The following is a 24,484-nucleotide window of genomic DNA, read 5'->3' on the forward strand; positions in this document are numbered from 1 at the left end:
TTTTAATTAATCTAGAAAGATGTTGCCCAAAGACTCTTCCAAAATCTCCAGAAGTCTCTACCTGTTCTACCTGTTGAAGATAGTATTCAAAGTTTTGGATCCCTTCGTTGATGCGATTTTGCTCAGGTTCTGATGCAGCCTCTTCTGAGCTATCGTCAGAATTCTGTTCAAGAGACCCATCCTCTCGGGTTCCCAAAGGACTATAGCTGCTGCCCTTTTCTCGATTAAAAATTCGATCTGCTGATCTGTCTAGCCTAGATCCTGTTCCTTCATCTTTAGTTATGTAATGACTAGCGCGACTGCCATCAGTCCCTGTCCTTAGCGATAAGATACCTGATGACTCTGCTACCAACCGACCTAATTTGCCGCGGTCAATCGCGCTCAGAACAGGGTCTCCCTGATCGCTACTCTTCCAATCAATATACAACCGAAGCCCCGCAACTCTGTGTGACTCCGCTAGAGGATTGCGGCTAGAGCTATGTTCGTTTATAGTCTCATTGATTATTGCTTCTGGAATGTCTTGAAAATACTGTTTTAGGAAATCTCTAGTAATCGAATAACTATTTCGTTCTACTCGATCCGCTTGCCACGCTTCTTGCCCCACTCCAATTGCAAAAAAACTATCGAGGTTTCGGTAGTTTTGGTCAAACGTTCGCCATATATGCGCCGACCTCGAATGCAAAACTTCATGGACGAAGTTTCGTACTTGGTTTACCCTCGCTATCTGATTCAGCTTATCTGAACTCGCTCCCGGAAAATCATCACGAGCCTGAGCTAAGAAATACTCTTGGCTACCAAAAAACAGAATCGCAGGTCGAGCACCGGCAGGATCAACGGAACTGTTGTGGTAGGACACTCCATTTAGGTTAGGCGGCGGAACATCGCCAGTTACTATGAGCAATTGCCCGCTACCAAATGTATTGATGTCGTTAAGAGCCTTTTTCCATTCCGAAGAATTGTATGTAACGATTAATCGGCTGAGAAAGTCTTCAGTAAACCCCCTTGCTCCGATTATTACAGTCGCGGGTACGTTGGTGCCAAATGACGTTGTTTGCGCCTGAATTTCCCACCCAACTTGAATCGGCTGTATGACGCGGTTAAACACATAACTCAAAGGCGAAGACGGAGAATTGAGGGTTCGAACCTGACGGCGAGTTGTCACAAACCTTCGCCGTAAACCTGCCCTCGAAAAATCAGCCGACGTCCCCAAGTTTCTCATTTTGATCTACCTCGTCTATATTGATCAAATATAATAGAAATATTTGATGCTTTCTTCATCAACTCTCCGGTTTCCTTGTCGCAAAAACCAGTGCGGTCGCTCGACCTACATAACTCGTTGTCATAGTGTAAAAATTTAAATTCTCTGGAAATCTCACTACAAATTTCTGGCATTGGCTTCTGGTCAGAAAACACCACACCGCATTTTCCATTGGCGTCGTTTTTTACTAGTATAGACAACCTAACCAGTCTCACCATTACCAAAACTTCTGTTTTTATTTCCCGCTGTAGTGTCAAATTGTACAAATATTGTTCCGCAGCAATGTTATTTTTATGACGCAGGCAGGATAAAATTTTTTCTGAAAGCGGCCGGTCTTTCGGTAAGCCTATTCTCCATTCATAATCTTCTTGCCAAGGATCATACGTTCTTTTGTAATCGACATTTTTTATTCCACACACCATAAGGTATTTGGGAATTTTAGGAATTTTTGTACTTTTTTCTTCTTGGAGATTTTGTGATATACCGATATCTGGTGGTGAACCGTCATTAACATTTCCATAGGTGGTGACAGCACGAAAGCCACCGCAGGCGATAAGTGTGATTAGAGTCATTGCTGCAAGACCAGTAACTTTCCTCACTTCACCGCCTCTAGTCGCACCCGCGCAACCGCCAACCCAAACTGCTTCGGCCCAATATCCATAGGAATGACCCGGCCCTTGGTGCCATTACCAACCGGCGGCGAGTAAACCCAGATGCGACCGCCACTATCACTCGCCGCCAACCGGCACAGCTTCTTCGCCTTACCCAAATCCCGTTCCACACCCCGCCCTTCTTCAAAGCGAATACCGAGTTCAAGCTGCGCATGCTTATCGCCGCCTTGCGCCTTGCGGGCCAAGCTGATGGTGGACATTTCGGAATAGGAAGTGGGAGAGGCCAGAGCGGGATGAGGTTGCGAAATATCTATGCCCATATAACGGGAGGGTGCAACACAGCTGGCAAGAGCGATCGTTGCTCCCAATAAAGCCCCACCGCCGATCAGACGTTGCCAAAATTTCGAATAGCCCCTCGTCAGATACACAAAGCCCCTTTCTCCCTGAAACAGGAAGACAGTGTTTTTAAGACCCCGATCATTGTCGGTAATTGTGCGACTCCACTTGCAAGGCTAACAAGTTTACAGGAATTTACAAGTATGTGACTAAAAAACAAAACATCCATTATGGTTATTTACTGCAAATCCCCAGAATAGCAGGTCTCTCAATACTTAACTTACCGTTCTCGCCCTGCTTCATCCATAGTCTTGGCAAGGGGGGAGAGGAGATATTGGATGATACGCCGCTCGCCCGTCTTGATCTCTGCTTGCACCTGTAAACCCGGACCAATGGCCTGGCTCTTGCCATTGATCATCAGGTGGCGCTTGTTGAGCTTGATCCGGGCATCATAGACAAGGCCGAGATTTTCATCCTGGATCGCATCGCGGCTGATATTGTCGACCACGCCCTCGATCAGGCCGTAATCGGTAAAGTTAAACGCTTCCAGCTTCACCCGCACCGGCTGCCCTTCATAGATAAACCCGATATCCTTGTTGAGGATCTGCGCGCTGACCTGCACCTCCGCGTCATCAGGGACGATTACCATGATCGGTTCCGCTGGCTGTACCACGCCGCCAATGGTGGTCAGGGTGAGCTGTTGCACCGTGCCATCCACGGGCGAACGGATTTGCTGGAACTCCCGGCGCTTGGCAGATTTGCGCAGCTCTGAGGCTGCCATGGCTGAACGATCCTCGGCCTCCGCCATTTCCGATACGGCGCCGCGGCCAAAGGCCTGACGCAGCCGCGATATCTGTGCATTGAGATTGCCGATGGAGGCCCGCGCTTGTGCCGCATTGGCGCGCTGCACTTCGATATTCTGGATATGCTCTACGCGTAGCTGCTCAAATTCCAGCAAACGCAGCCGCGAGAAATAGCCTTTTTCATAAAGCTCCTTGCGGGCATCCAGTTGCTGATCGAGCAAGGGGAGGGTCTGTTCCAGCTTTACGATTTCAGCCTGCGCTCCGGCCAGCTCCGCCTGCCGCTCGGCGCGCTGCTGCCGCAACCCAGCACGCTCGGCTTCATATTCGGCAATCGAAGACCGGACAAACTGCGCCTGCGTTGCTGCAACAACCGGCGGCGTTCCGGGAGGGGCTGTGAAAGCCGCTTTCTCGCCGCGCAGGTAACCCAGCAAAGCATTGTTACGCGCCTGTACAACATCGGCCGATAGCAGCTGCTGCGTGCTTTGGGCTTCATCGGCATTGCTGATGGTCGGGTCCAGCTCAACCAGCAATTGCCCCTGCTTTACTTTCTGACCATTTTTCACATGGATCTTGCGGATGGATCCGATCTCTATTGGTTGAATGACCTTGCTGCTCGCCGACGGCACCACTTTTCCGGTGGCGGTGGCAACGACATCGACCTTGCCGATAAACGACCAGAGCAGGGCAATCGCAAATAGGCTGCACAGGATCAGCATCAACCAACGCAAACCGGGACTGGCGGGCTTCTCCATAATCTCCAGGGCAGCCGGTAAAAACTCATGATCGCTTTGCGGTTTGGTATTTTCATCCGCGACATTTTGCTGCTTCCAGCTTTCCTGCAAGATCATCCAATGGCGCGCTAGACCAGGGAAGCGACGCGCGACAAAACCGTCTTTCACAGCTGCAGCTTCTGGGCTGGATTGATCTTCGCTCATGCGCCGATACCCATTTGTTTCTTATAGAGCATGGCATAGCGGCCATCCGCTTTGATGAGTTCGTCATGGGTGCCAATTTCGGTAATGTCCCCGGCTTCCACGGTCACGATGCGATTGCACTGACGTACCGCGGACAGTCTGTGGGCAATAATCATGGTCGTCCGACCTTGCGCGATCTTGCCCAGATTATTCTGAATAATCTCTTCACTCTCTGCATCCAGCGCACTAGTGGCTTCGTCCAATATGAGGACACGCGGATCTCCAATCAGGGCTCTAGCTATCGCTAGTCTTTGACGTTGGCCGCCAGACAGATTGCCACCACGTTCTTCAATGACCGTGTCATAGCCATGGGGCAGTTCCAGGATAAATTCATGCGCGCCGGCCAGCGTTGCCGCCGCGATCACGGCTTCCATTGGGCGCGTAGGATCAGCCAGCGAGATATTTTCTCGAACCGTGCGATTGAACAGGATATTCTCCTGCAAGACCACACCGATTTGGCGGCGCAACTAGGCTGGATCAACCAGCGCGAGATCAACGCCATCAATCAGCACCCGGCCCTGTTCCGGCACGTAAAGACGTTGGACAAGCTTCGTCAGCGTGGATTTTCCGGACCCGGATGGCCCGACAATACCGAGCATCTCGCCTGCTTTAACCTCGAGACTGACGCCGCGCAACGCCTCGGGCGCATCGGGCCGATAGCGAAAGCGCACTTTGTCAAACTCCACTCGGCCAGAGATGGCTGGCAGGCTCGCGCGATTGGGATTATGCTCTGGCTCTGCAGGGGCGTTGAGGACATCGCCGAGCCGGTCAACAGAGATGCGCACCTGCTGAAAGTCTTGCCACAATTGTGACAAGCGCAAAATGGGCTGCGCAACCCTACCCGCCAGCATGTTGAAAGCAACAAGCGAACCGACGGTCAGTGTACCCGCGATAACCGCTTTGGCGCCAAAGAACAGGATCGCCACGGTAGTCAGTTTCGACACTACTTGAATTAAATGGCTGCCCCAGTTGGACAGGATCGCAACTTTGAAGCCCGTTTGTGTATAACCGGAAAATAGCTTTTCCCATTTGTCTCGCATCTGCGGTTCAACCGCCATCGACTTCAGTGTTCCGATGCCTGTTACGGTCTCGACTAAGAATGCTTGGTTCTCAGCGCCTCGCCGAAACTTCTCATCCAAACGTGCACGCAGCGGCGGCGTGATGAACAGCGAAATCGCTATGTAGATAGGAATTGTGAGCGCCACTATAAGCGTCAGCAAGGGCGAGTAGATGTACATGACCACAAAGAAGACGATGGTGAAGAACAGATCAATCACTACGGTCACGGCATTGCTGGTTAAAAACTCGCGGATAGTTTCCAGTTCACGCACACGCGCAACGCTGTCGCCCACACGCCGCGCTTCAAAATAACTAACCGGCAAATTGACGAGGTGGCGAAACATATTGGTGGATAGCTCCGCATCGACCCGGTTGGTTGTATGCGCAAAAAGCCAGTTGCGGAGCGCTGACAGAAAAGTTTCCCAGATCAAGACAACGGCCAGTCCGAAAGCCAGCACTTCCAAAGTCGTCAGCGACTGGTGGACCAGCACTTTATCGATCACCAGCTGGAAGAATATCGGCGAGGCCAGTCCCATAAGTTGCAGGAAAAAGCTGCCGACCAAGACATCTCGCAAGGCCCGGCGATATTTGACCAGAGCAGGAATGAACCAGCTAATATCGAAGGGACGCTTGTCGCCTGCAATCTGTTCGCGAGATGTCAGCAGCAAGAGACGTCCAGCATAGGCCTCTTCGAAGGCATCCACCGACAATACTTCGGGACGTTCCGCATCGCCGCGCTGAATAAGATAGCGCGGACTATCAATATCTTCTTCGATCTTCAGTAGAATGAAAGCTCCGCCCTCAGAAGTCCGTAATATCGCCGGCAACGGGATCTTCGAAAGTTCGTCGCGCGAGGCATCACGCAGCCGAGCAATCAAGCCAAGCTTTTTGCCAATCCGCGACAAATGCTCCAGCGTGTAAGGCTCATCGCCCTTACCGCGATCATGATGGATCTGATGCGGATCAGCAGGCATTCCCAGAAATTTGGCGAGCAATACGAAGCAAGCTAGCGCCGGATCAATCGGTGCCGCCCGTTCAATAGGTTGATCTATGGTGTGTTCACCTGCCCCGACTGACATTTTTTATTTGCCCCGCTATACTCAAGCGAAGAATAACTATCAGCGATTATACGGATTCGCTAGCTAATCTGGCCAGCGACAATCAACTACTTAGATTTACTTCGTTTCTTTTTACATACGAACGCATTTACATCCATTTTGGATGGAAATTAGGTATTGTGATAGATTGAAGGGATAAAGAACCCTTCTGCAGGACCATCGAAGAGCGGCCATCCACAAAATATTCAGCCTAAGTCAGGGTGAGACTAGAAAGTCAGCTTTTCTGTTGTCTACTAGAGTCGACTAAACGGCAGCGTTCGAAAGTTGATTGGGAAGCGGATGACCGTTGAAGGTATCAGCCGAGCTGGAAACTTGACAGTACACCAAACGCAGTAACCGGCGCGGATTTGATAACGATGTGGCATGAAATCATTACAGAGACTGCGCCACGCTGAGGTGGATGCGATATCTCTCGGTTAGTTTGGTCGTAACATGGGTTATGAAATTTCGAATGCAACTTTAGGGCCTAGAGGACTCGAACCTCTGACCCCATTATTACGAATGTTTGAGTGTTACGCCGCAGCACTACCAGCAGGTGGACACCTTGTAGCAACTAACTTCAAAAGAGTTTTTGCAGCTAGTAAATTGGAAGGTATAAATATCTGACTTTATTAGAAAAAACTGGAGCGGGCGAAGAGATTCGAACTCTCGACCCCAACCTTGGCAAGGTTGTGCTCTACCCCTGAGCTACGCCCGCTCGGCGCCGCTGTGACATTGGGTTATACATCGTCGTCATCAGCAGTTGAGGCGCGCGGTTAGCATGCGTTATGGGGTCCGGCAAGCCCCATTTTGCAATCCGTGGCTGCGAAAAGTAAAAATATGCTTGGCTTTGCCGGGTCGCTCCCCACATAAAGCTCGGATATACAAGAAAACACTGCGCGATTCCTTTTCAAAACAGCCAATGTGAAATGGGACTCGGGGCAATAAGTACAGGAGCAGCAATTGGCGACAGCAGGACTGACAGTGGACGAACAAAAAGCAGTTGAAGAATTTCAACAGGCTGTGGTCGCCCCCAGCATGAACAAATTGGTGATTCTGGACTTTTGGGCTGAATGGTGTGGGCCTTGCAAGGCACTGACCCCCGTGCTCGAAAAAGTCGCTGCCAGTTATGCGGATAAGGGCGTGATGCTGGCGAAGGTGAATGTCGATGAGAATAAGTTCATCGCATCGCAATTTCAGGTACAATCAATTCCAACTGTTTATGCAATTTTTCAAGGCAAGCCGGTGGCTGACCTGACCTCGGCACGCACCGAAAGCCAGCTCGGCCAGATTCTCGATCAGTTGCTGGAGAAGCTTCCTATTGGTCAAGGCGGCGAGGAGCCCAAACAGGATATCGTTCCGCTGCTTGCGATGGGTGAGGATGTGCTTGGTCAAGGCGATGGTGAACGAGCCGCTGGAATATTTGCGCAAATCGCTGACATGGCCCCCGATAATGCAGAGGCCGTTGGTGGATTGATCCGCGCCTTGATCCTGGCCGATCATCTACCTGAAGCAGAGGCTGCTTTGGCCGATATCCCTGAAGCCATGGCAAGTGATCCCGCCATTGAAAGGGCTAGCTCTGCCTTGGCTTTGGCAAAAGACAAACCAGATGATAGCGAAACCGAAGCCTTGGTTGCTGCCGTTTCTGCTAATCCGAAGGATCATCAAGTGCGCTTTGATCTTGCCAGCGCGATGATTGCATCGGGCGATCATGATGGCGCAGCGGACCATCTGCTGACCATCATTGAAGCTGATAAGGAATGGAATGACGGCGTAGCGCGAGCGAAATTGCTTTCGCTATTTGAAGTTGTCGGGCTGGAAGATGAATGGGTTTCGGCCACCCGGCGCAAATTGTCGGCAATATTGTTCGGATAACTATGACTGAAACCAAACGCATCTCGATTTTTCCACTGGCTGGGGCGCTGCTTTTCCCTGGCATGCATTTACCACTGCATATTTTTGAGGAGCGTTACCGCGCACTGATCAACGACGCGATGGCAAGGGATCGACAAATCGGGATGATCCAGCCAAAAACAGATGGCGACATACCCGAATTGTTCGATATTGGCTGTGTCGGCAAGATTGTCGATATCGAAGCGATGGATGATGGGCGGTTTAATATCGTACTGGAAGGCGTTTCGCGATTCCGGATGATCGAGGAGCTTGATGCATCGACCGCTTTTCGCCAGATACGGGCAGAGATTGAAGAGAATGCGGAACTGGATGAAGTGCTGGCCAGCGCCGAACGCGCGGCGCTTGAGATTGAATCTCGCAAATTTGCCGATCTTCAGGGTTATCAAGTCGATTGGGACAGTATCGGACGGTTAGATGACATGTCCTTTGTCAACGGCATTGCCCAGATTGCTCCTTTCGATGCAGCCTCAAAGCAGGCGCTGCTCGAAATCGATGGTCTGTCCAACCGTGCAGAGCTGATTATCCAGCTGCTCGAATTTTTCGGGCGTCAGGATGGCGATGAAGGTCGCGTCACATTGCAATGAAAAAACAGACAGGCGATGAGCCGATCGGGTTATTTGATACCAAATTACTCGATATTTTGGTTTGCCCGATGACACGGAAACCGCTGCTCTATGACGCAGATGCACAAGAGTTGATCAGCGAAGCCGCTGGTGTCGCTTATCCCATAAGGCAGGGCGTACCGGTGATGCTGATAGAGGAAGCGCGAAAGCTTTAGAAGCTGGCTCGCAGCCCGTCGACGACAAATTGTACCGCCAACGCACCCAGCAAAACGCCTAGCACCCGGGTGATTACCTGTTCGACCTTGTGACCCAGAATGCGCATCATTGGCCCTGCGAGTAGCAAGCCAATCAAAGTGAGCATCAATACCGCCGCCAGCGCCCCGAGAATCACCAATGTGCTATCCAAGCCTTCATGACGCGCCATCAGCAACATGACGGCAGCAATCGAACCCGGACCAGCAATCATCGGCATTGCCATAGGGAAAATAGAGACGTCTTCTATCTCTGGTTTGTCGATAATATCCTGCGCCCGATCTGTCCGTCGTTGCGTGCGCTTTTCAAACACCATTTCCAGTGCGATGATAAAAAGCATGATGCCGCCAGCAATGCGAAAGCTGTCCAGGCTGATGCCCAGAGCACCAAGAAGTTGCTCACCAAAAGCGGCGAAAACTGCCAATATGATAGCAGCAACGCAAACGGCGCGAATGGCCATATTTCGACGCTGTTTTGGGGATGCATCACCCGTTAGACTGGCGTAAATCGGAGAACAGCCGGGGGGATCAATTACTACGAAAAAGGTAATGAAGGCGGAAACAAACAGTTCAGTCATTGGGTCGGCGCTGCAACATTGTCAAAAATGATTTCTTCCCATTCGACGCCATTCCACATCCGGACCAACAGCGAGCGCGACTGATCGGCGGAACTTTCAGCGCTCCAGAACATCGTGCGATCAGTCGAAAATCCGCTCTTATTTTTCTCACCACTTGGCGCAAAGGGTACGATCGGCAATGCGCCCTTTGAACAGGTTGCCACACGGGTAGTAACAAAATCAGGTTCTGCCAGCGGTTTGTCCAAAGGCACACCGTGATCAAATATCCATTTCCATTCAACATCTTTGCCGCGCAGACGCCGGTTTTGTGCATCCTGTTTTTGCCAGATGGTCGTAAAATAACCTGTGCCGCCGGAAGCGCCTTGCCATGCGCCGGTCGCGACGCCCATGCTTCCGTCGCAGGACATGAAAATTTTGTGGGCTTGCCATTCGGTCGCCCGCGCTGGATCAACCTTGCCTTTCAACCATATTGGAGCGCTTACCAGTTCCGGCGTAAACATGATCGCATCGGGCGCAGCGGTCTCACGAAAGGCTGTCCATTGCCCTTTTTCCCGTGCCAGCCGCGCGAATGAAAGCTCGGCTTTGACAATATCGCTGGGGTTGGCCGTCGGCTTACCCACGGCACGAAGAACACGTTCGCGATCGCTTGGTCGGCCATTGCTGGCACAGCTGGTGAGCAATATAGCTATTCCCAATGCCGCAAATAACTTTTTCATGGATTAGAGTCCTTCAGGCTTAGCGAGGCCAGCACGCGCAGATGCGGCGACCAATGTGTTGCGTAGTAACACAGCAATAGTCATCGGCCCAACTCCCCCGGGCACGGGAGTAATTGCACGGACGTGGTTCATTGCTTCTGCTGTCGCGACATCGCCGACCAACCGGCCTTTTTCCTTGCCGGCTTCGGGAGCCAGCCGGTTGATACCGACGTCAATCACAACCGCGCCTTCTTTCAACCAATCCCTTTGACCATTTCCGCTCGGCCAACGGCAGCGACGACAATGTCCGCGCGGCGTATCACATCCGGCAGATCGCGAGTCCGGCTATGTGCCATGGTAACGGTACAGTTTTCGGCCAGCAGCAACTGCGCCATCGGCTTTCCGACCAAGATCGAACGCCCGACGACCACAGCATTTAATCCCGAAAGATCACCGAGTTGATCCTTGAGCAGCATCAAGCTACCAAGCGGCGTGCACGGCGTTAGAGCCTCTTCGCCATTGGCCAGCCGTCCGGCATTGATCACGTGCAAGCCATCAACATCCTTGTCCGGGTCAATCGCCATAACGACGGCTTTTTCATCGAGATGATCCGGCAAGGGCAGCTGCACCAGTATTCCATCGACAGCCTGGTCTGCATTTAGTTTTTCGACCAGCGCAATCAAATTTTCTTGCCGGGTATCAGCAGGCAGTCGGTGCTCAAAACTTTCCATACCAGCAGCTATTGTGGCCTTGTGCTTGGACGCAACATAGACTTGGCTGGCAGGGTCGTCACCGACCAAAACAACGGCTAGACCAGGTGCGCGCCCTGTTTTTTCATGAAATTTCGGGACAGCAGCTTTTATCCGTTCTCGCAGTCCTGCAGCGAAAGCTTTCCCGTCGATTATCGCCGCGCCGCCATTGCTCATATTCAATTGCTCACAAAACAGGGATCAGCGCAGCGCCGAGCGGAGGCAAGATTGCATCCTGCAATATAATGATACCTATAATGACCACCATCGGCGTCAGATCAATCGAGCCAAAGTCTGGCATGATCCGCCGGATCGGCCGGTAAATTGGCGCGGTCAGGGCGTCCAACGTCGTCCAGATGGCCCGGGCTATATCGTTTTGCAAATTGATAACGTTAAACGCAAGCAGCCAACTCATAATCGCTTGCACGATGATGACAGTGATCGCGACATTCAACAATATGCCGATAATCTGAAACAGGGCAAAAAACATGGACCGAAACCTTTTTCTCTCGTGATGGCCATTAAACGATAGTGGCACGCAATGCCAAGCAATCTATGCCAAAAATTAGTGTATCAACAATATAATACAGTTCGGCAATTAATCAACCGCTTCGAAATCATCACGGATCAACGTACCCGCGCCCTTGCTGGTAAAGATTTCCAGCAGCATCGCATGTGGCACGCGGCCATCCATCACTACGGCTGCATCGACCCCTTTCAACACTGCGCTGACACAAGTTTCCAGCTTCGGGATCATCCCGCCCGATATTGTACCATTTTCCCTGAGTCGCTTGATTTCCCCTGGAAACAAATCGGTGAGCAGCGCACCTTGTTTGTCCAGCACCCCCGCCACATCGGTCAATAAAAACAGACGTGATGCTCTCAGCGCTGCTGCAACTGCGCCGGCCATTGTATCTGCGTTGATATTATAGGTATGGCCATCTTCGCCCACACCAATGGGCGCAATGACGGGAATCATCCCTGCCGTAGAGATTGTATCAACCACGCTGCGGTCGACCCGTTTCGGTTCGCCAACAAAACCCAGATCAATAATGCGTTCGATATTGCTGTCCGGATCGCGTGCCGTGCGCCTGAGTTTGGAGGCTTTCACAAAACCCCCGTCTTTGCCGGAAATCCCGATCGCACTGCCCCCGGCTCGCTCTATCCAGCTAACGAGTTCCTTGTTGATCGCGCCAGACAGAACCATTTCCGCAATCTCGGCGGTTTCCTTGGTCGTGACCCGCAGACCATCGACAAATTCGCTTTCAACCCCGACCCGCTCCAGCATCGCGCCAATTTGCGGACCGCCGCCATGGACGACGACGGGGTTAATACCGACAGCTTTTAGCAGCACCACATCCTCGGCAAAATTGCGCGCCAGTGCAGGATCACCCATGGCATGGCCGCCATATTTGATGACGAAGGTCTTGCCCGCATAGCGCTGCAAATAAGGCAAGGCTTCGGTAAGCGTTTCCGCCTTGGCAAGCATCGCTGGATCGGGCGCGTGATTATTTGGTTGGTCAGTCATGCTGTCTTTCAATCCAGCTTCACGGCAAATGCAACATCTTTATCAATTTTCAGGCGGAGCCGCGATTTTGGCGCGCGCCAATTGTTTCACCTTCTCCAGCGTCATTTTGACATGGCCCCTGGGGTCCTGCGCACTGTGTGCCAAAGCAATTTTGCTATCTTGATCAATCACATAGCTGGTCCGATTGGTCAGTGCGAGCGTGGGCTCCATGCGCACCTGATAACCATCCATCACATCATCATCAGCGCGAGCAACGGCAAATTTATCTCGGCATTCCTCGACAGAGAATTTGGTCAACTCGTCCATGCTGTCTCCTGACATACCGATTACAGTAGCACCAGCGGCTTCGAAATCGGCGGTCGCTTCAGCAAACATATTGGCTTCGATAGTGCAGCCTTCGGTAAAGGCTTTAGGGAAGAAATAAAGCACTACCGGACCTGTTTTCAACTTGTCCGAAAGGCTGACTTTAAACGGCTTGCCAGCCAGCGCGCCCATAGTTTCAAAATCAGGCGCGGCAGCGCCTACTTCCAAAGGTTCGGCATTGGCACTACGCGAGCTATAGACATAGGCCCCGCCGGCAAGCAGCAGCGCAGACATGACAATTATAATCCAGCGATTCATCTACTCTTCCTGTTCCAGCACGGACTTGAGTGCATAAAGTTGGTCAAGCGCGTCACGCGGACTCAATGCATCAATATCCAAATCCCTCAGCGCCTCTCTCAGCATATCGGTTTTCTCATCCTCTTCGGCAAGGCTTGCGGCGAATAAAGGCAGATCGCCGAGCCCGGCAGCCAAACCGCCTGTTTCCGCCTTGCCCGCTTCCAGCTTGTCGAGCACCGATTTGGCGCGTTTCAACACCGGTTTGGGAATGCCAGCCAGCTTAGCAACGGCCAGACCATAGCTGCGATCCGCCGGACCTTTGGCCAGTTCGTGCAGGAGAACGAGATCCCCTTTCCATTCACGCGCCCTGACGTGATGGAGGGACATCGCATCGAGCTGGTCCGCCAGCCGTGTCAGCTCATGATAATGGGTCGCGAACAAACAGCGGCATTGGTTAGTCTCATGCACCGCTTCAACCACCGCCCAAGCCAGTGCAAGACCATCATAGGTGGACGTGCCTCGCCCGACTTCATCAAGAATGACAAAGCTTTTCTCCGTCGCCTGACTCAAGATCGTCGCGGTTTCGACCATTTCAACCATGAAGGTCGAGCGGCCCTGCGCGAGATTGTCGGAAGCGCCCACCCGGCTGAACAGACGATCCACCAGACTCAATTTTGCCGAAGCGGCAGGAACGAACCCCCCTGCCTGCGCAAGGATCACAATCAATGCATTTTGCCGCAAGAAGGTTGATTTACCGCCCATATTCGGCCCGGATACCAGCCAGAGCCGTTCGTGATCGGACAATGCGCAATCATTGGCGACAAACGGATCGCCTGAAGCGCTCAGCGCTGCCTCAACCACCGGATGGCGGCCCGCGTTGATCTCCAGTATGTTACCGCCAGCAAATTCGGGGCGGCACCATTGCCCCTCTACAGCACGTTCAGCCAAAGCAGATGCGACATCAATCCGTGCCAGCGCATCGGCGCTAATCGCTATCGCGTCCTGGCGATCCAATAGCTTGTCGACAAGCTCCTCGAAATGCGCCGCTTCTGCTGCCAGGGCATGCGCCCCAGCCTGTGTCACGCGAACAGCTTCTTCATGGAGTTCGGTCGAATTGAACCGTACCACACCCGCCAGAGTCTGACGATGCGTGAAACCGGAATCCTCGGCCATCAAATTGTCGCCATGGCGCGCAGGCACTTCGACAAAATAGCCCAGCACAGCATTATGCTTGATTTTTAATGTGTTGATGCCGGTTGCTTCGCGATAGCGCCCTTCCAACGTCGCAATCGCCTTGCGCCCATCGGAGCCGGCGCTGCGCAGTTCATCTAGTGCGGGGTCGTAGCCAGCAGCAATATACCCGCCATTTGTCATGTCCGTTGGCGGTGTTTCCACCAGAGCGCGTTCCAGCAAATCCACCATCGCCGCGTGACCGTCCAGCGCCGGGAGCAGTGTGTTCATCAAATCGGGCAGCGCAATATCCAGCGCCAGTTGTTCGCGCAGCAATCGCGCCCCGCTAAGACCATCGCGAATCTGGCCGACGTCACGCGGACTGCCACGTCCCGCCGAAATCCGGCCCAAAGCACGGCTAATATCCGGCATCGCTTTCAACGCGTCACGAACAGCGTCACGAATGGCTGGCGCATCATGAAACCATTGAACGCCGCCAAGGCGCAGGTTGATCTTGGCTTCTTCGAATAGCGGTGCGGCTAGATCGCGGCCCAAAAGCCGGGCACCGCCGGGTGTTACGGTTCGATCGATATTGTCGAGCAAGCTCCCTTTGCGCTCACCCGCCATGGTCCTCTCAATCTCAAGGCTCGCCCGTGTGGCTCCGTCGATCAGCAGATATTCCCCGGCATGGCGCTGCACCGGAGGCTTGAGAAAAGGTGTGTCCCCCTGCGCGGCATGTTCAATATAGGCGATCAGACCGCCTGCCGCCGCCAATTCGCCGCGGGAAAAATCTCCAAAACCATCCAGTGTGGCAACGCCGAATAACCCTTTGAGCTTACGCTCGGCTTTCTGGCTGTCGAAATCTTCTTTCGGCCATTCGGTAGCGGCCTCTAAACGCGCCGCCAGCAAGGGGCTGCAAATTATTTCAGAGGGCGCGATTCGGGACAATTCGGCGGTAAGCGCATCTTCGGAAATCTGCAGCAGTTCAAAATCACCGGTTGAAATATCGCTCGCGGCTATGCCGATCTGCCCCTGTACCTCTGATACCGCAACCAGCATATTGTCTGAGCGTGCGTCGAGCAGCGTATCTTCAGTCAGCGTTCCCGCAGTAACATAGCGAATGATATCGCGCGCAACCAAAGCCTTATAGCCTCCGCGTGCCTTAGCCTCCGCCGGTGTCTCGGTCTGTTCGGCAATCGCAACTTTGAAACCGGCGCGGATCAGTTTCGCGAGATAGCTTTCGGCAGCATGGACCGGCACACCGCACATGGGGATTTGCTCGCCAGCATTTTTCCCGCGCGAGGTCAAAGCAATATCAAGGGCAGCAGATGCCAGCTTGGCATCTTCGAAAAACAGCTCGAAAAAGTCACCCATACGATAGAAAAGCAGGCAATCCTGCGCCTTTTCTTTCAGCGCAAAATATTGCTCCATCATCGGCGTACGTTTGACATCAGTCGGCGCAGACTTGGGTTTCGGCGATGACTTGGACGCACTTGCGCTGGCCTTGGCCTTGGCCTTGTCTGATTTTCGCTTAGTTGCTTTTTGTTGAGTCTGGGCTGCCATGGCCATCCGATAGCCCAGTCCAGTCGCTCAGAAAAGGCCATGTATCAGAAACTTGCCTGTTGCAAATAGATGAACCGCAGATGAAGCAACACTTGCCCAAGCCATGACAATCAGAGTAGGCAGGGTCCGGGACGCGGGAGTTTTGGCAGATAGCGCCAAACCCGAACTACGGAGAGACAATTTGGCCGACAAGAATGATAGCAATGTAGAGTTTTCTGAGCGCGAAGCATTATTATTTCACTCCCACGGACGTCCTGGCAAAATCGAAATTGTGGCATCCAAGCCCATGGCCACCCAGCGCGATTTAAGCCTCGCTTATTCGCCCGGCGTAGCGGTGCCGGTTCGTGCCATCGCTGAAGACCCGTCAACAGCTTATGATTACACGGCCAAGGGCAACCTGGTTGCCGTCATCTCCAACGGAACGGCCATTTTAGGGCTCGGCAATTTGGGCGCTCTCGCTTCCAAGCCAGTGATGGAAGGCAAAGCGGTATTATTTAAACGTTTCGCCGATGTCGATTCGATCGATCTGGAACTCGACACGGAAGATACAGACGCGTTCATCAATGCGGTGGAACTGATGGAACCCAGTTTTGGCGGCATCAATTTGGAAGATATTGGTGCGCCTGCCTGCTTCATTATTGAGCAGACCCTGCGCGACCGGATGAATATTCCGGTTTTCCATGATGACCAGCACGGCACGGCAATTATTGCCGCCGCCGGTATCATCAACGCCTGCCTGCTCACCAAGCGGGAAGTCAAAGATATCAAGGTTGTAGTCAATGGTGCCGGCGCAGCGGCCATTGCCTGTGCCGCGCTGATCAAGGCTATGGGCGTGCCGCATGACAATCTCACCATGTGTGACCGCAGCGGCGTCATCTATCGCGGGCGCGATAATGTTGACCAATGGAAATCGGCGCATGCGATTGATACAGACGCGCGCGACCTGACCGAAGCGCTCAAAGGCGCCGATGTATTTCTGGGTCTTTCCGCCGCTGGCGCGCTGAAACCGGAAATGGTCAAGGATATGGCCGATCAGCCGATTATATTTGCGATGGCCAATCCTGATCCCGAAATTACGCCGCCCGATGCCAAGGCAGCGCGTCCGGATGCGATTGTTGCCACCGGACGCTCTGATTACCCCAATCAGGTCAATAATGTCCTCGGCTTTCCGTTTATTTTCCGCGGCGCGCTGGATGTCCGCGCAACCCGCATCAATGACGAAATGAAGGTCGCGGCCGCCAACGCGATTGCTGAATTGGCCCGTGAACAGGTGCCAGAGGAAGTGGCCGCTGCCTATGGCGGACAAGCGCCGACATTTGGCGTAGATTATATCATCCCTGCGCCATTTGATCCGCGCTTGATGGATGTAGTCTCTGCTGCGGTCGCCAAAGCGGCAATGGACAGCGGCGTCGCACAAAAGCCTATCGAAGATCTGGATGCCTACCGGCAAAGCCTGAAAGCGCGGCTCAACCCGACAACATCTGTATTGACGCAGGCCTATGAGGCCTCTCGCAGCGCTCCCAAGCGTGTGATTTTTGCGGAGGCAGAAGAAGATGTCGTGCTGCGTGCAGCAATCCAATTTCAAGATGGCGGCTATGGCACGCCGGTACTCGTCGGCCGCGATGATCGTGTGCGCGACAAATTGAAAGAGCTTGGCGTGAGCGACCCTGATCGCTTTGAAATCCACAATTCGCGCAACAGCCCGCTAGTGCCTGATATGGTCAACATGCTCTACGATCGCCTGCACCGGAAAGGCCATATGGAGCGCGATATCAAGCGCATGGTCAATCAGGACCGTAATATCTTTGGCTCCGCTTTATTGGCGATGGATCAGGGCGAGGCCATGATTACTGGCGTTACGCGCCCCTATGCGCAGACGTTCAGGGATATTGCCAAGGTTATCGACATTGAAAAAGGCCGGACGCCGTTGGGCATCCATGTCATGGTCGGGCAGAGCCACACAGTGTTCATGGCTGATACGACGGTCAATGAGCGGCCTTCTGCAGAGGAACTGGCCGATATAGCAGAACAGACCGCAGCAGTGGCACGCAAAATGGGCCATGAACCGCGCGTCGCCTTCCTCAGCTATTCGACCTTTGGCAATCCGGCAGGCCGCTGGCTGGAAAGCATCCGTGAAGCTGTTGCGATATTGGACAGCCGGCGGGTTAATTTCGAATATGAAGGCGAAATGGCTCCCGATGTCGCGCTCAATCCCAAACTGATGGCGAACTATCCGTTTAACCGGCTCTCCAGTTCAGCCAATGTATTGGTAATGCCAGGCCTGCAATCAGCCAATCTGTCGGCCAAACTGCTGCGCGAACTGGGCGGCGATGCTGTGATCGGCCCGATGTTGGTCGGTCTTGAGAAATCAGTGCAGATTGCGACTATGGCATCAACGGCATCAGAGTTAGTGACGCTGGCAGTCTTGGCAGCAAGCGGGATCGCAAAATAGCGACGCCGCTGATGCTCATCAGCTTTGATAAATGTTATGGGCGCGTGGGGTCGTTACTGCGGCCTTGCGCGCCTGGTGCGCCCACTGCGCCGATATTGCCGAATAGCTCTTGAAAGAATGACCGTTCGCGGCCCAATGTCGGGGTTGTATCGCCTTCCGGGCTGATACTGGCAACCAGCTCCAGACCTGTCCGTTCAACTGCTGTTACGTTGCCTGCCTGATCAAAGTTGATCCGCATCACCATCTGGTCTCTTGGCGTAGGTGAATTAAACGCAAGCTGTTTCGTCTCGCGCGACACATAATACCAGGTATTTTCATCAAATTGACCGGTGAATGTCGGCCGGCCGAGAGAAGCTTCTACGGATTGGCGGTTATCTACTCCGGGTTGAATGGCGTTGGTCAGCACCGGGTCAACAATATAACCTTGATGGCCACGGACCTGCGAACAGCCGGATAGTAACAGTCCGCCCGCAACCAGCCCGGTCAGCACAAATTGCATTTTCAATTGGCTACGCATCAACTCACTTCTCCAAAAAGCCACCTGTTGAGATGGTTTGCCCAAAAAACGGGCCAAAACAGGAAGGTTTCAATCATTGCAGCGGGCTAAATACCGCTTATGGTAAAACCCATTGCATCTCGCAGTACAAATATCAATATCCCCTGTATGTAGTCTTAACATAAGCGACCTTCAGATCTTCTCACTATCCATCAAAATCAGGGTTCAAATATAATGTCATTTCTAAACGATCTCCTGGGGCGCAAAAACCCGAATCTGGTGATGCAACCGCTGTACAATGCTGTAATTGCAGAAGGGCGACAGCTTGATTGGTATGAACAGGGCGCAGTCCCGGATACGCTGGATGGCCGGTTTGACATGATTGCTGCGATTTTATGTGCCGTAATGATCCGCCTCGAACAGGCAGAAGAGGCAAGACAGGAGATTGCCTGGCTTACCGAGCTATTTGTGACAGATATGGAAGGTCAGCTGCGCCAGATTGGTATCGGTGATTTGATTGTCGGCAAACGTGTTGGCGAAATGATGGGTGCGCTTGGCGGGCGGCTTGGTGCCTATCGCAATGCGCTGACCGGCACCGCGGATCTTGCAGAAGCATTAACTCGTAACCTGTATCGCGGCGAAGCGCCGGCCCAAGAGGCATTGAATTTCACCACCAAATGTTTTTCCAGTTTTTACGATCACATTGTCAAAACCGACATCGGCCAAGTCATTGCCGGGAATATCGCTAGGGCCAATTCATGACCGCATCATCTCCGCTTCCTCAACCGGAATTGTCAAAGATAATAAAGCTTTCTGAAATTGGCAGCTCAGCTTTGACAGGGACAATTGTTGCGGATGATGAAGAGCGTCAGGCATTGGCAAAACGCTTTGACCTACCTTCTATAGAATCAATCACATCGGAATATCGCCTTGCGGCGAAGGAACATGAGATCAGTTTCACCGGCACCATTCAGTCCAGTCTGCATCAGGCTTGCGCGATCAGCGGTCAGCCATTTCCAGTACAAATCGATGAAATATTTAACATCATATTCGTCGAAAAAACTGAAATACCGGCCAGTGATGAAGAAATCGAACTGGCGCCTGAAGACTGCGATGTAATTGAATATGATGCGGCGCAAATTGATCTTGGCGAAGCGATTGCACAAACACTATATTTGGCGCTCGATCCCTATCCTCGCGGACCAGATGCGGATCGTGCTGCAGAGAAAAATGGCTTGAAAAGTGAAGAGGAGGCGGGACCTTTTGGCGCGTTGGCGGCACTGAAAGACAAGCTTGGCTAAGCCGCCGTTTTTTCTGCTTCCTTCTGCCCTGCTGCTTTTATCAGCTTCTTCTTCAAACTGTTCAATCGGGCTTTGCTGGTAATCTTTCCACCGAATAGATCGGTAATGTAAAACGTATCTACAGCGCGCTCACCATAGGTCGCAATATGGGCGCTGTGCACGGTGACTTTTGATTCAAACAACACATAAGCGAGCTCATTAAGTAAAGCCGGACGGTCTTGCGCGGTCACTTCAACCACCGTGAAGCGATTAGAAGCGTCATTGTCGACCATTGCATTAGGCACGATATTAAATGCGCCAGCCCGTGAATGAGACAATGGGCGAGCCTCCAGCTTGGTCGCCAATTTCGAACGATTGGCTAACGCATCTTCCACCGCCTGCTTCAGCCGCTCCAGCTGTGTATCCTCCGCAAATGGCCTGCAGTGTTGGTCTTGTACCAGAAAATTATCCAACGCCATGCCATCGCGCGTGGTGTGAATACGCGCGTCAATGATATTGCCGCCCGCAACGTGGATGCCGCCTGCAATCCGATAGAAAAGACCAGGGTGATCGGCCGCGTAGATGGTAACGAGGGTCGCACCGCGTTCCGGATAGGCTTCCGCTGATATCGCGAGATTATCATCACCTGCATGGATCATCAGCCGGGCATTATGGGCGATAATATCATCCGGTTCAGCGATCCAATAAGGATCAGTCAACCGTTTGACCAGTTTCGTGAATTGCGCTTTCGGTAAGTCCAGCGTTTCTGCCAGCGCAGCCTTTTTCTGGGTTATCCGTTCCCTGCGGCCACGCTGCTTATGGCCGAGCAACAACATTTCCTCAGCAGCCTGAAACAGGTCGGTCAGCAGCTGTCTTTTCCAACTGTTCCAAACGCCCGGCCCGACCGCACGAATATCCACCACCGTCAAAACAGTGAGCAAGCGCAGCCGTTCGATGCTTTTCACCTGACTGACGAAATCCTGAATGGTTTTAAAATCAGACAGGTCCCGTTTGAATGCCATTGCCGACATAAGCAAATGATGCCGCACCAGCCATGCCACCAACTCGGTTTCGTAGGGCTCTAGCCCCAGGCGCGGGCACAGTTTCATGGCCACTTCCGCGCCGAGTATACTGTGATCGCCGCCCCGCCCCTTAGCGATATCATGCAGTAAGGTCGCCACGAACAGCACACGCCGATTCTTGAGTTTCTTGATTGTCTCGGTCGAATTCGGATGGTCGTCCACCAGATCTCCACTGCCGATCCGCGCGAGCAGTCCGATGGCGCGAATGCTGTGCTCGTCCACAGTATAGTGATGATACATGTCAAATTGCATCTGCGCGACAACGCGGCCAAAGTCGGGGATGAAACGACCGAAGATCGAGGCTTCATTCATCCAGCGCAGCACCAGCTCTGGATCGCGCGGGGAACACAGCACATCAAGGAACAACTTGTTCGCGCGTCGGTCTTTGCGGATTTTGTTAGTAATAAGCTTTGCATCCCGGCGCGCTGCGCGCATCGCCAGGGGATGAATTTCCAGTTCATGCTTGTCGGCGAGCTGGAAAATCTCAATCAACCGCACCGGATCTTCTTCAAAGAAATTTTCATCCGGCAAGGCAAGCCGTCCGCGATCCAGCGTAAAGCCATTCAGCTTTTTCGGGCGGCGCGTGATATTGGGAATGAACCGGCGTACGCCCGCATTGTGGGTCTCGTCGAGATGAGCGAGAAAAACACCGGTCAGGTTGCCCACCACTTTGGCGTTGAGGAAATAATATTGCATGAAGCGCTCTACAGCGGACTTGCCGGTCCGCTCGGCAAAGCGCATGCGCTTGGCGACACCAGTCTGCAAATCAAACGTGAGCCTGTCTTCCGCGCGACCAGTCATATCATGCATGTGGCAGCGCACGGCCCAAAGGAAGTTGGCTGCTTTGCGAAAGCGTTTAAATTCGTCAGTGGTCAGCAGGCCAACATCAACCAGCTCCTCGGCTGATGCGACACGGTGAATATATTTGCCGATCCAGTACAGCGTCTGCAGATCACGTAGGCCGCCCTTGCCTTCCTTGACATTGGGCTCAACCACATAGCGGCTATCGCCCATACGGACATGGCGGGCGTCGCGTTCTGCCAGTTTTTCAGAGACAAAAGTGCGGTCTGTACCGGATACTACGTCGGCAAAAAATCGCGCTTTCGATTCTTCGTAAACACCAGTATCGCCCCAAATATAACGTCCTTCCAGCAAGGCTGTCCGGATACTGAGATCTTCATTCGCCATCCGCACCATCTCGTCGATGGAGCGGCTGCTTTGACCGACTTTCAAGCCGAGATCCCATAGCCAATAAAGCATCGCTTCAATGGCCTGTTCGGTCCAGCTGGTTTGCTTAAATGGGGTCAGAAAAGCGATATCGACATCACTATGCGGTGCCATCTCTCCGCGCCCATAGCCGCCCACGGCCATCACAGCGATCCGTTCACCGGATGAAGGATTGTTCACCGGATATTGGTGGCCCACAGCAATGTCATGGATAATCCGCACCAGTTGATCGATCAAGAAAGACTGAGCTGCTGCGGCTTCGTGGCCAGCCGATGGTTTTTCGATCAATCGCCGGCTAATTTCGGCCCGGCCATCGGCCAGTGCCTGTTGTAACAATGGCAATATTTTCGGACGGGCTTGGGTTATACCATGTTCAGCGATCAGCGCCTCAATCGTCTCCGCCAATGTACGGCGATTGATAATATCCCGCTGCCGGACAATCCGTTTCCCCGGGTCCGCCGCCGGCTTAGGTATATTGGCGCGTGCGTTCATCCCGTACCGGCCAGCATTTCCCGGTGCTTCTTCGCAAGCACGATTTTGGCAATTTTCGCTGTTCCCAGTTTCGGCAACGGTTCTTCATATTCCCAAATATGCACCGGCATCTTAAATGGTGCCAGCTTGTCTTTCAGGAAGTCCAGTAATGCGTCTTGTGACAGGTTTTCGCCCTCCTTCACATGATAGACCAATGCCGGAACTTCGCCGAACTTTTCATCATCAACACCGAAAATGCATGCCTCGGCAATGGCGGTATGGGCATAAATCGCTGCTTCGACTTCCTGACAGCTAATATTCTCACCGCCGCGGATGATAATCTCTTTCTTGCGGTCGACAATATAGAGATAACCATCGGGGTCGAGATAACCGATATCACCGCTGCGAAAATAACCGTCGTCGGTAAAGGCGTCTTTTGTGGCTTGTTCGTTGTTCCAATAGCCGGTGAAATTCGCGCTGCTGCGAATACAGACTTCGCCGCGTTCGCCTTGCGGAACTTTCTTGCCATCATCATCCAATATGCCAACATCCACAATCGGCGGGGTCGCGCGTCCGGTGCTATCCGGCTTCTCAAGATAATTTTCATTGGTGTTCGAGCAACCCACACCATTGGTTTCCGTCAAGCCGTAGCCGATCAGCGGGAAACCTTTGCCCATGCCTTTCTTGATCCGCTTCACATGATCCACCGGCCGCGGCGCGCCGCCAGCAGCCATGGAAACACAGGTGCTAAGATCATAATCCATTAGTTTGGGGTGCGAATAAATCTCCATGCTCATCAGCGGCACGCCCACGAAATAAGTGACTTTTTCTTTTTCGATCAGACGCATGGCTTCTTCCGCATCCCACTTTTTCATCATCACTAGCTTGCGGCCAATCGCAAAGCTGACCAGGATCAACGGCACGGAAGCCGTGACATGAAATAACGGTACAGCGACTAAGGCGGTTGGCTGAATATCCGGCAGAGTTCCCGCCTTTTCCATCAGATGCGCCATGACGGCAAAAGCACCGACAAAACTCATTGCGCCCTGAACAACCGACCGATGCTCTGCATAAGCGCCTTTTGAGCGTCCTGTTGAGCCAGAAGTAAACAGGATAGTCGCGTTATCCTCAGGCCCCATCTGGGGCAGCGCGGTTTCCGCATCGCCTCCGTTGGCAAGACAGGCCTTCAAACCTTCAAGCGGCGGCACGTCATGTTCGAACAGAATAATTTCGGCCCCGTGATCGCGACCCGATTCGGTCAGGCGCGCAGCGCGCTGTTTGTCGGCAAAAACAATCGAACAGCTGACATCTTCAATACCATCGGCCAACTCATCGCCCTGCCACCAACCATTGAGCTTGGTGGATATACCGCCCGCCATGGTGATCGCCATGTCGAGGATGATCCAGTTTGCCGAATTGCGCGCCGCAATCCCGATCCGGTCGCCTTTCTGAACGCCATGCCCGGCCACCAGTCCGCCAGCCAGCACCCGTGCAGCGGCATAAGTTTCCTTGAAAGTCAGCCGGATATCGCCATCGACCAGAAACTCCTTGTCCGCATGCTGCATGCAGAAAAAGGCAAAATAATCGGAAACATTATTGGGCGCATTTTTGAAAATGGGCATGTCCACGCCATATTTCTGGACGCTATCCAGCTCCAAAAGCTGTCCCGGCTGCGTCATCGCGGCCAGCGTTTCGTCGATCATCGTGTCTAATGGCGATGGCATTTC

18 protein-coding genes, 1 tRNA gene and 2 pseudogenes are annotated in these 24,484 nt (G+C 52.9%); 6 read left to right on the plus strand and 15 right to left on the minus strand.

Going from position 1 to position 24,484, the window contains the following annotated elements:
* Positions 1-1,215: 1,215 nt before the first annotated feature.
* The 5 genes and pseudogenes from J4G78_RS08195 to J4G78_RS08215 all read right to left on the minus strand — a co-directional run bounded on the left by J4G78_RS08195 (position 1,216) and on the right by J4G78_RS08215 (position 6,856).
* Positions 1,216-1,857: a hypothetical protein gene (locus tag J4G78_RS08195; RefSeq protein WP_207989994.1), complete on the minus strand. Its 642-nt coding sequence runs from the start codon at positions 1,855-1,857 to the stop codon at positions 1,216-1,218.
* Entirely contained in the window at positions 1,854-2,297 is a 444-nt protein-coding gene (locus J4G78_RS08200; protein ID WP_207989995.1) for an SEL1-like repeat protein, read from the minus strand. The genes J4G78_RS08195 and J4G78_RS08200 overlap by 4 nt, the downstream gene beginning before the upstream one ends.
* Before the next feature lie 188 nt (positions 2,298-2,485).
* Positions 2,486-3,943: an HlyD family type I secretion periplasmic adaptor subunit gene (locus tag J4G78_RS08205; RefSeq protein ID WP_207989997.1), complete on the minus strand. Its 1,458-nt coding sequence runs from the start codon at positions 3,941-3,943 to the stop codon at positions 2,486-2,488.
* Positions 3,940-6,120, minus strand: a pseudogene (locus tag J4G78_RS08210) (type I secretion system permease/ATPase). Before J4G78_RS08210 ends, J4G78_RS08205 begins: the two are co-directional and overlap by 4 nt.
* A 661-nt stretch (positions 6,121-6,781) precedes the next feature.
* Positions 6,782-6,856: transfer RNA gene (locus tag J4G78_RS08215), tRNA-Gly, on the minus strand.
* 245 nt (positions 6,857-7,101) lie between these two features.
* Between J4G78_RS08215 and J4G78_RS08220 the strand changes: the two genes are divergently transcribed.
* Genes J4G78_RS08220 through J4G78_RS08230 form a run of 3 tightly spaced genes read left to right on the plus strand, consistent with a single transcriptional unit; the run spans position 7,102 to position 8,830 of the window.
* A complete protein-coding gene (locus J4G78_RS08220; RefSeq protein ID WP_207989998.1) occupies positions 7,102-8,013 on the plus strand; it encodes a tetratricopeptide repeat protein in 912 nt (303 codons plus the stop codon).
* A 2-nt stretch (positions 8,014-8,015) separates the two neighbouring features.
* Positions 8,016-8,636, plus strand: a complete 621-nt coding sequence (locus J4G78_RS08225; protein WP_207990000.1) for an LON peptidase substrate-binding domain-containing protein — start codon at positions 8,016-8,018, stop codon at positions 8,634-8,636.
* Entirely contained in the window at positions 8,633-8,830 is a 198-nt protein-coding gene (locus tag J4G78_RS08230; RefSeq protein ID WP_207990002.1) for a Trm112 family protein, read from the plus strand. The genes J4G78_RS08225 and J4G78_RS08230 overlap by 4 nt, the downstream gene beginning before the upstream one ends.
* On the opposite strand, the gene J4G78_RS08235 is transcribed toward J4G78_RS08230, so the two are convergent.
* The 7 genes and pseudogenes from J4G78_RS08235 to mutS all read right to left on the minus strand — a co-directional run bounded on the left by J4G78_RS08235 (position 8,827) and on the right by mutS (position 15,620).
* Complete coding sequence (locus J4G78_RS08235; protein WP_207990003.1) at positions 8,827-9,444, minus strand: MarC family protein; 618 nt, start codon at positions 9,442-9,444, stop codon at positions 8,827-8,829. The two genes, J4G78_RS08230 and J4G78_RS08235, sit on opposite strands and share 4 nt — an antisense overlap.
* Entirely contained in the window at positions 9,441-10,160 is a 720-nt protein-coding gene (locus tag J4G78_RS08240) for a hypothetical protein (RefSeq protein ID WP_207990005.1), read from the minus strand. Before J4G78_RS08240 ends, J4G78_RS08235 begins: the two co-directional genes overlap by 4 nt.
* A 3-nt stretch (positions 10,161-10,163) precedes the next feature.
* A pseudogene (gene folD / locus J4G78_RS08245) lies at positions 10,164-11,065 on the minus strand (bifunctional methylenetetrahydrofolate dehydrogenase/methenyltetrahydrofolate cyclohydrolase FolD).
* Between the two features lie 10 nt (positions 11,066-11,075).
* Positions 11,076-11,378 carry a YggT family protein gene (locus J4G78_RS08250; protein ID WP_207990007.1) on the minus strand — a complete coding sequence of 101 codons (303 nt, stop codon included), beginning with the start codon at positions 11,376-11,378 and terminating at the stop codon, positions 11,076-11,078.
* A gap of 108 nt (positions 11,379-11,486) precedes the next feature.
* Positions 11,487-12,416, minus strand: a complete 930-nt coding sequence (gene argB / locus J4G78_RS08255) for an acetylglutamate kinase (protein WP_207990009.1) — start codon at positions 12,414-12,416, stop codon at positions 11,487-11,489.
* Positions 12,417-12,458: 42 nt separating this feature from the next.
* Positions 12,459-13,037 (minus strand): peroxiredoxin, encoded by a 579-nt coding sequence (locus J4G78_RS08260; RefSeq protein ID WP_207990011.1) that lies wholly within the window; start codon positions 13,035-13,037, stop codon positions 12,459-12,461.
* Positions 13,038-15,620, minus strand: coding sequence for a DNA mismatch repair protein MutS (gene mutS, locus J4G78_RS08265; protein WP_207990546.1), 2,583 nt, complete (start codon positions 15,618-15,620; stop codon positions 13,038-13,040). It lies immediately after the preceding gene.
* A gap of 310 nt (positions 15,621-15,930) precedes the next feature.
* Between mutS and J4G78_RS08270 the strand changes: the two genes are divergently transcribed.
* Complete coding sequence (locus J4G78_RS08270; RefSeq protein WP_243457276.1) at positions 15,931-18,201, plus strand: NADP-dependent malic enzyme; 2,271 nt, start codon at positions 15,931-15,933, stop codon at positions 18,199-18,201.
* Positions 18,202-18,235: 34 nt separating this feature from the next.
* Here J4G78_RS08270 and J4G78_RS08275 read toward each other — a convergent pair whose 3' ends face one another.
* A complete protein-coding gene (locus J4G78_RS08275; RefSeq protein WP_375140356.1) occupies positions 18,236-18,718 on the minus strand; it encodes an outer membrane protein assembly factor BamE in 483 nt (160 codons plus the stop codon).
* 213 nt (positions 18,719-18,931) lie between these two features.
* Between J4G78_RS08275 and J4G78_RS08280 the strand changes: the two genes are divergently transcribed.
* Entirely contained in the window at positions 18,932-19,459 is a 528-nt protein-coding gene (locus tag J4G78_RS08280; protein WP_207990015.1) for a ubiquinol-cytochrome C chaperone family protein, read from the plus strand.
* On the plus strand, positions 19,456-19,998 hold the full coding sequence (locus J4G78_RS08285; RefSeq protein WP_207990017.1) for a YceD family protein: 543 nt from the start codon (positions 19,456-19,458) through the stop codon (positions 19,996-19,998). Before J4G78_RS08280 ends, J4G78_RS08285 begins: the two co-directional genes overlap by 4 nt.
* On the opposite strand, the gene J4G78_RS08290 is transcribed toward J4G78_RS08285, so the two are convergent.
* Positions 19,995-22,778, minus strand: coding sequence for a [protein-PII] uridylyltransferase (locus J4G78_RS08290; protein WP_207990019.1), 2,784 nt, complete (start codon positions 22,776-22,778; stop codon positions 19,995-19,997). The two genes, J4G78_RS08285 and J4G78_RS08290, sit on opposite strands and share 4 nt — an antisense overlap.
* Positions 22,775-24,481, minus strand: coding sequence for a class I adenylate-forming enzyme family protein (locus J4G78_RS08295; RefSeq protein ID WP_207990022.1), 1,707 nt, complete (start codon positions 24,479-24,481; stop codon positions 22,775-22,777). The genes J4G78_RS08290 and J4G78_RS08295 overlap by 4 nt, the downstream gene beginning before the upstream one ends.
* Positions 24,482-24,484 lie beyond the last annotated feature (3 nt).

It is taken from the genome of Parasphingorhabdus cellanae (assembly GCF_017498565.1).
GTDB classification, from domain to species: domain Bacteria; phylum Pseudomonadota; class Alphaproteobacteria; order Sphingomonadales; family Sphingomonadaceae; genus Parasphingorhabdus; species Parasphingorhabdus cellanae.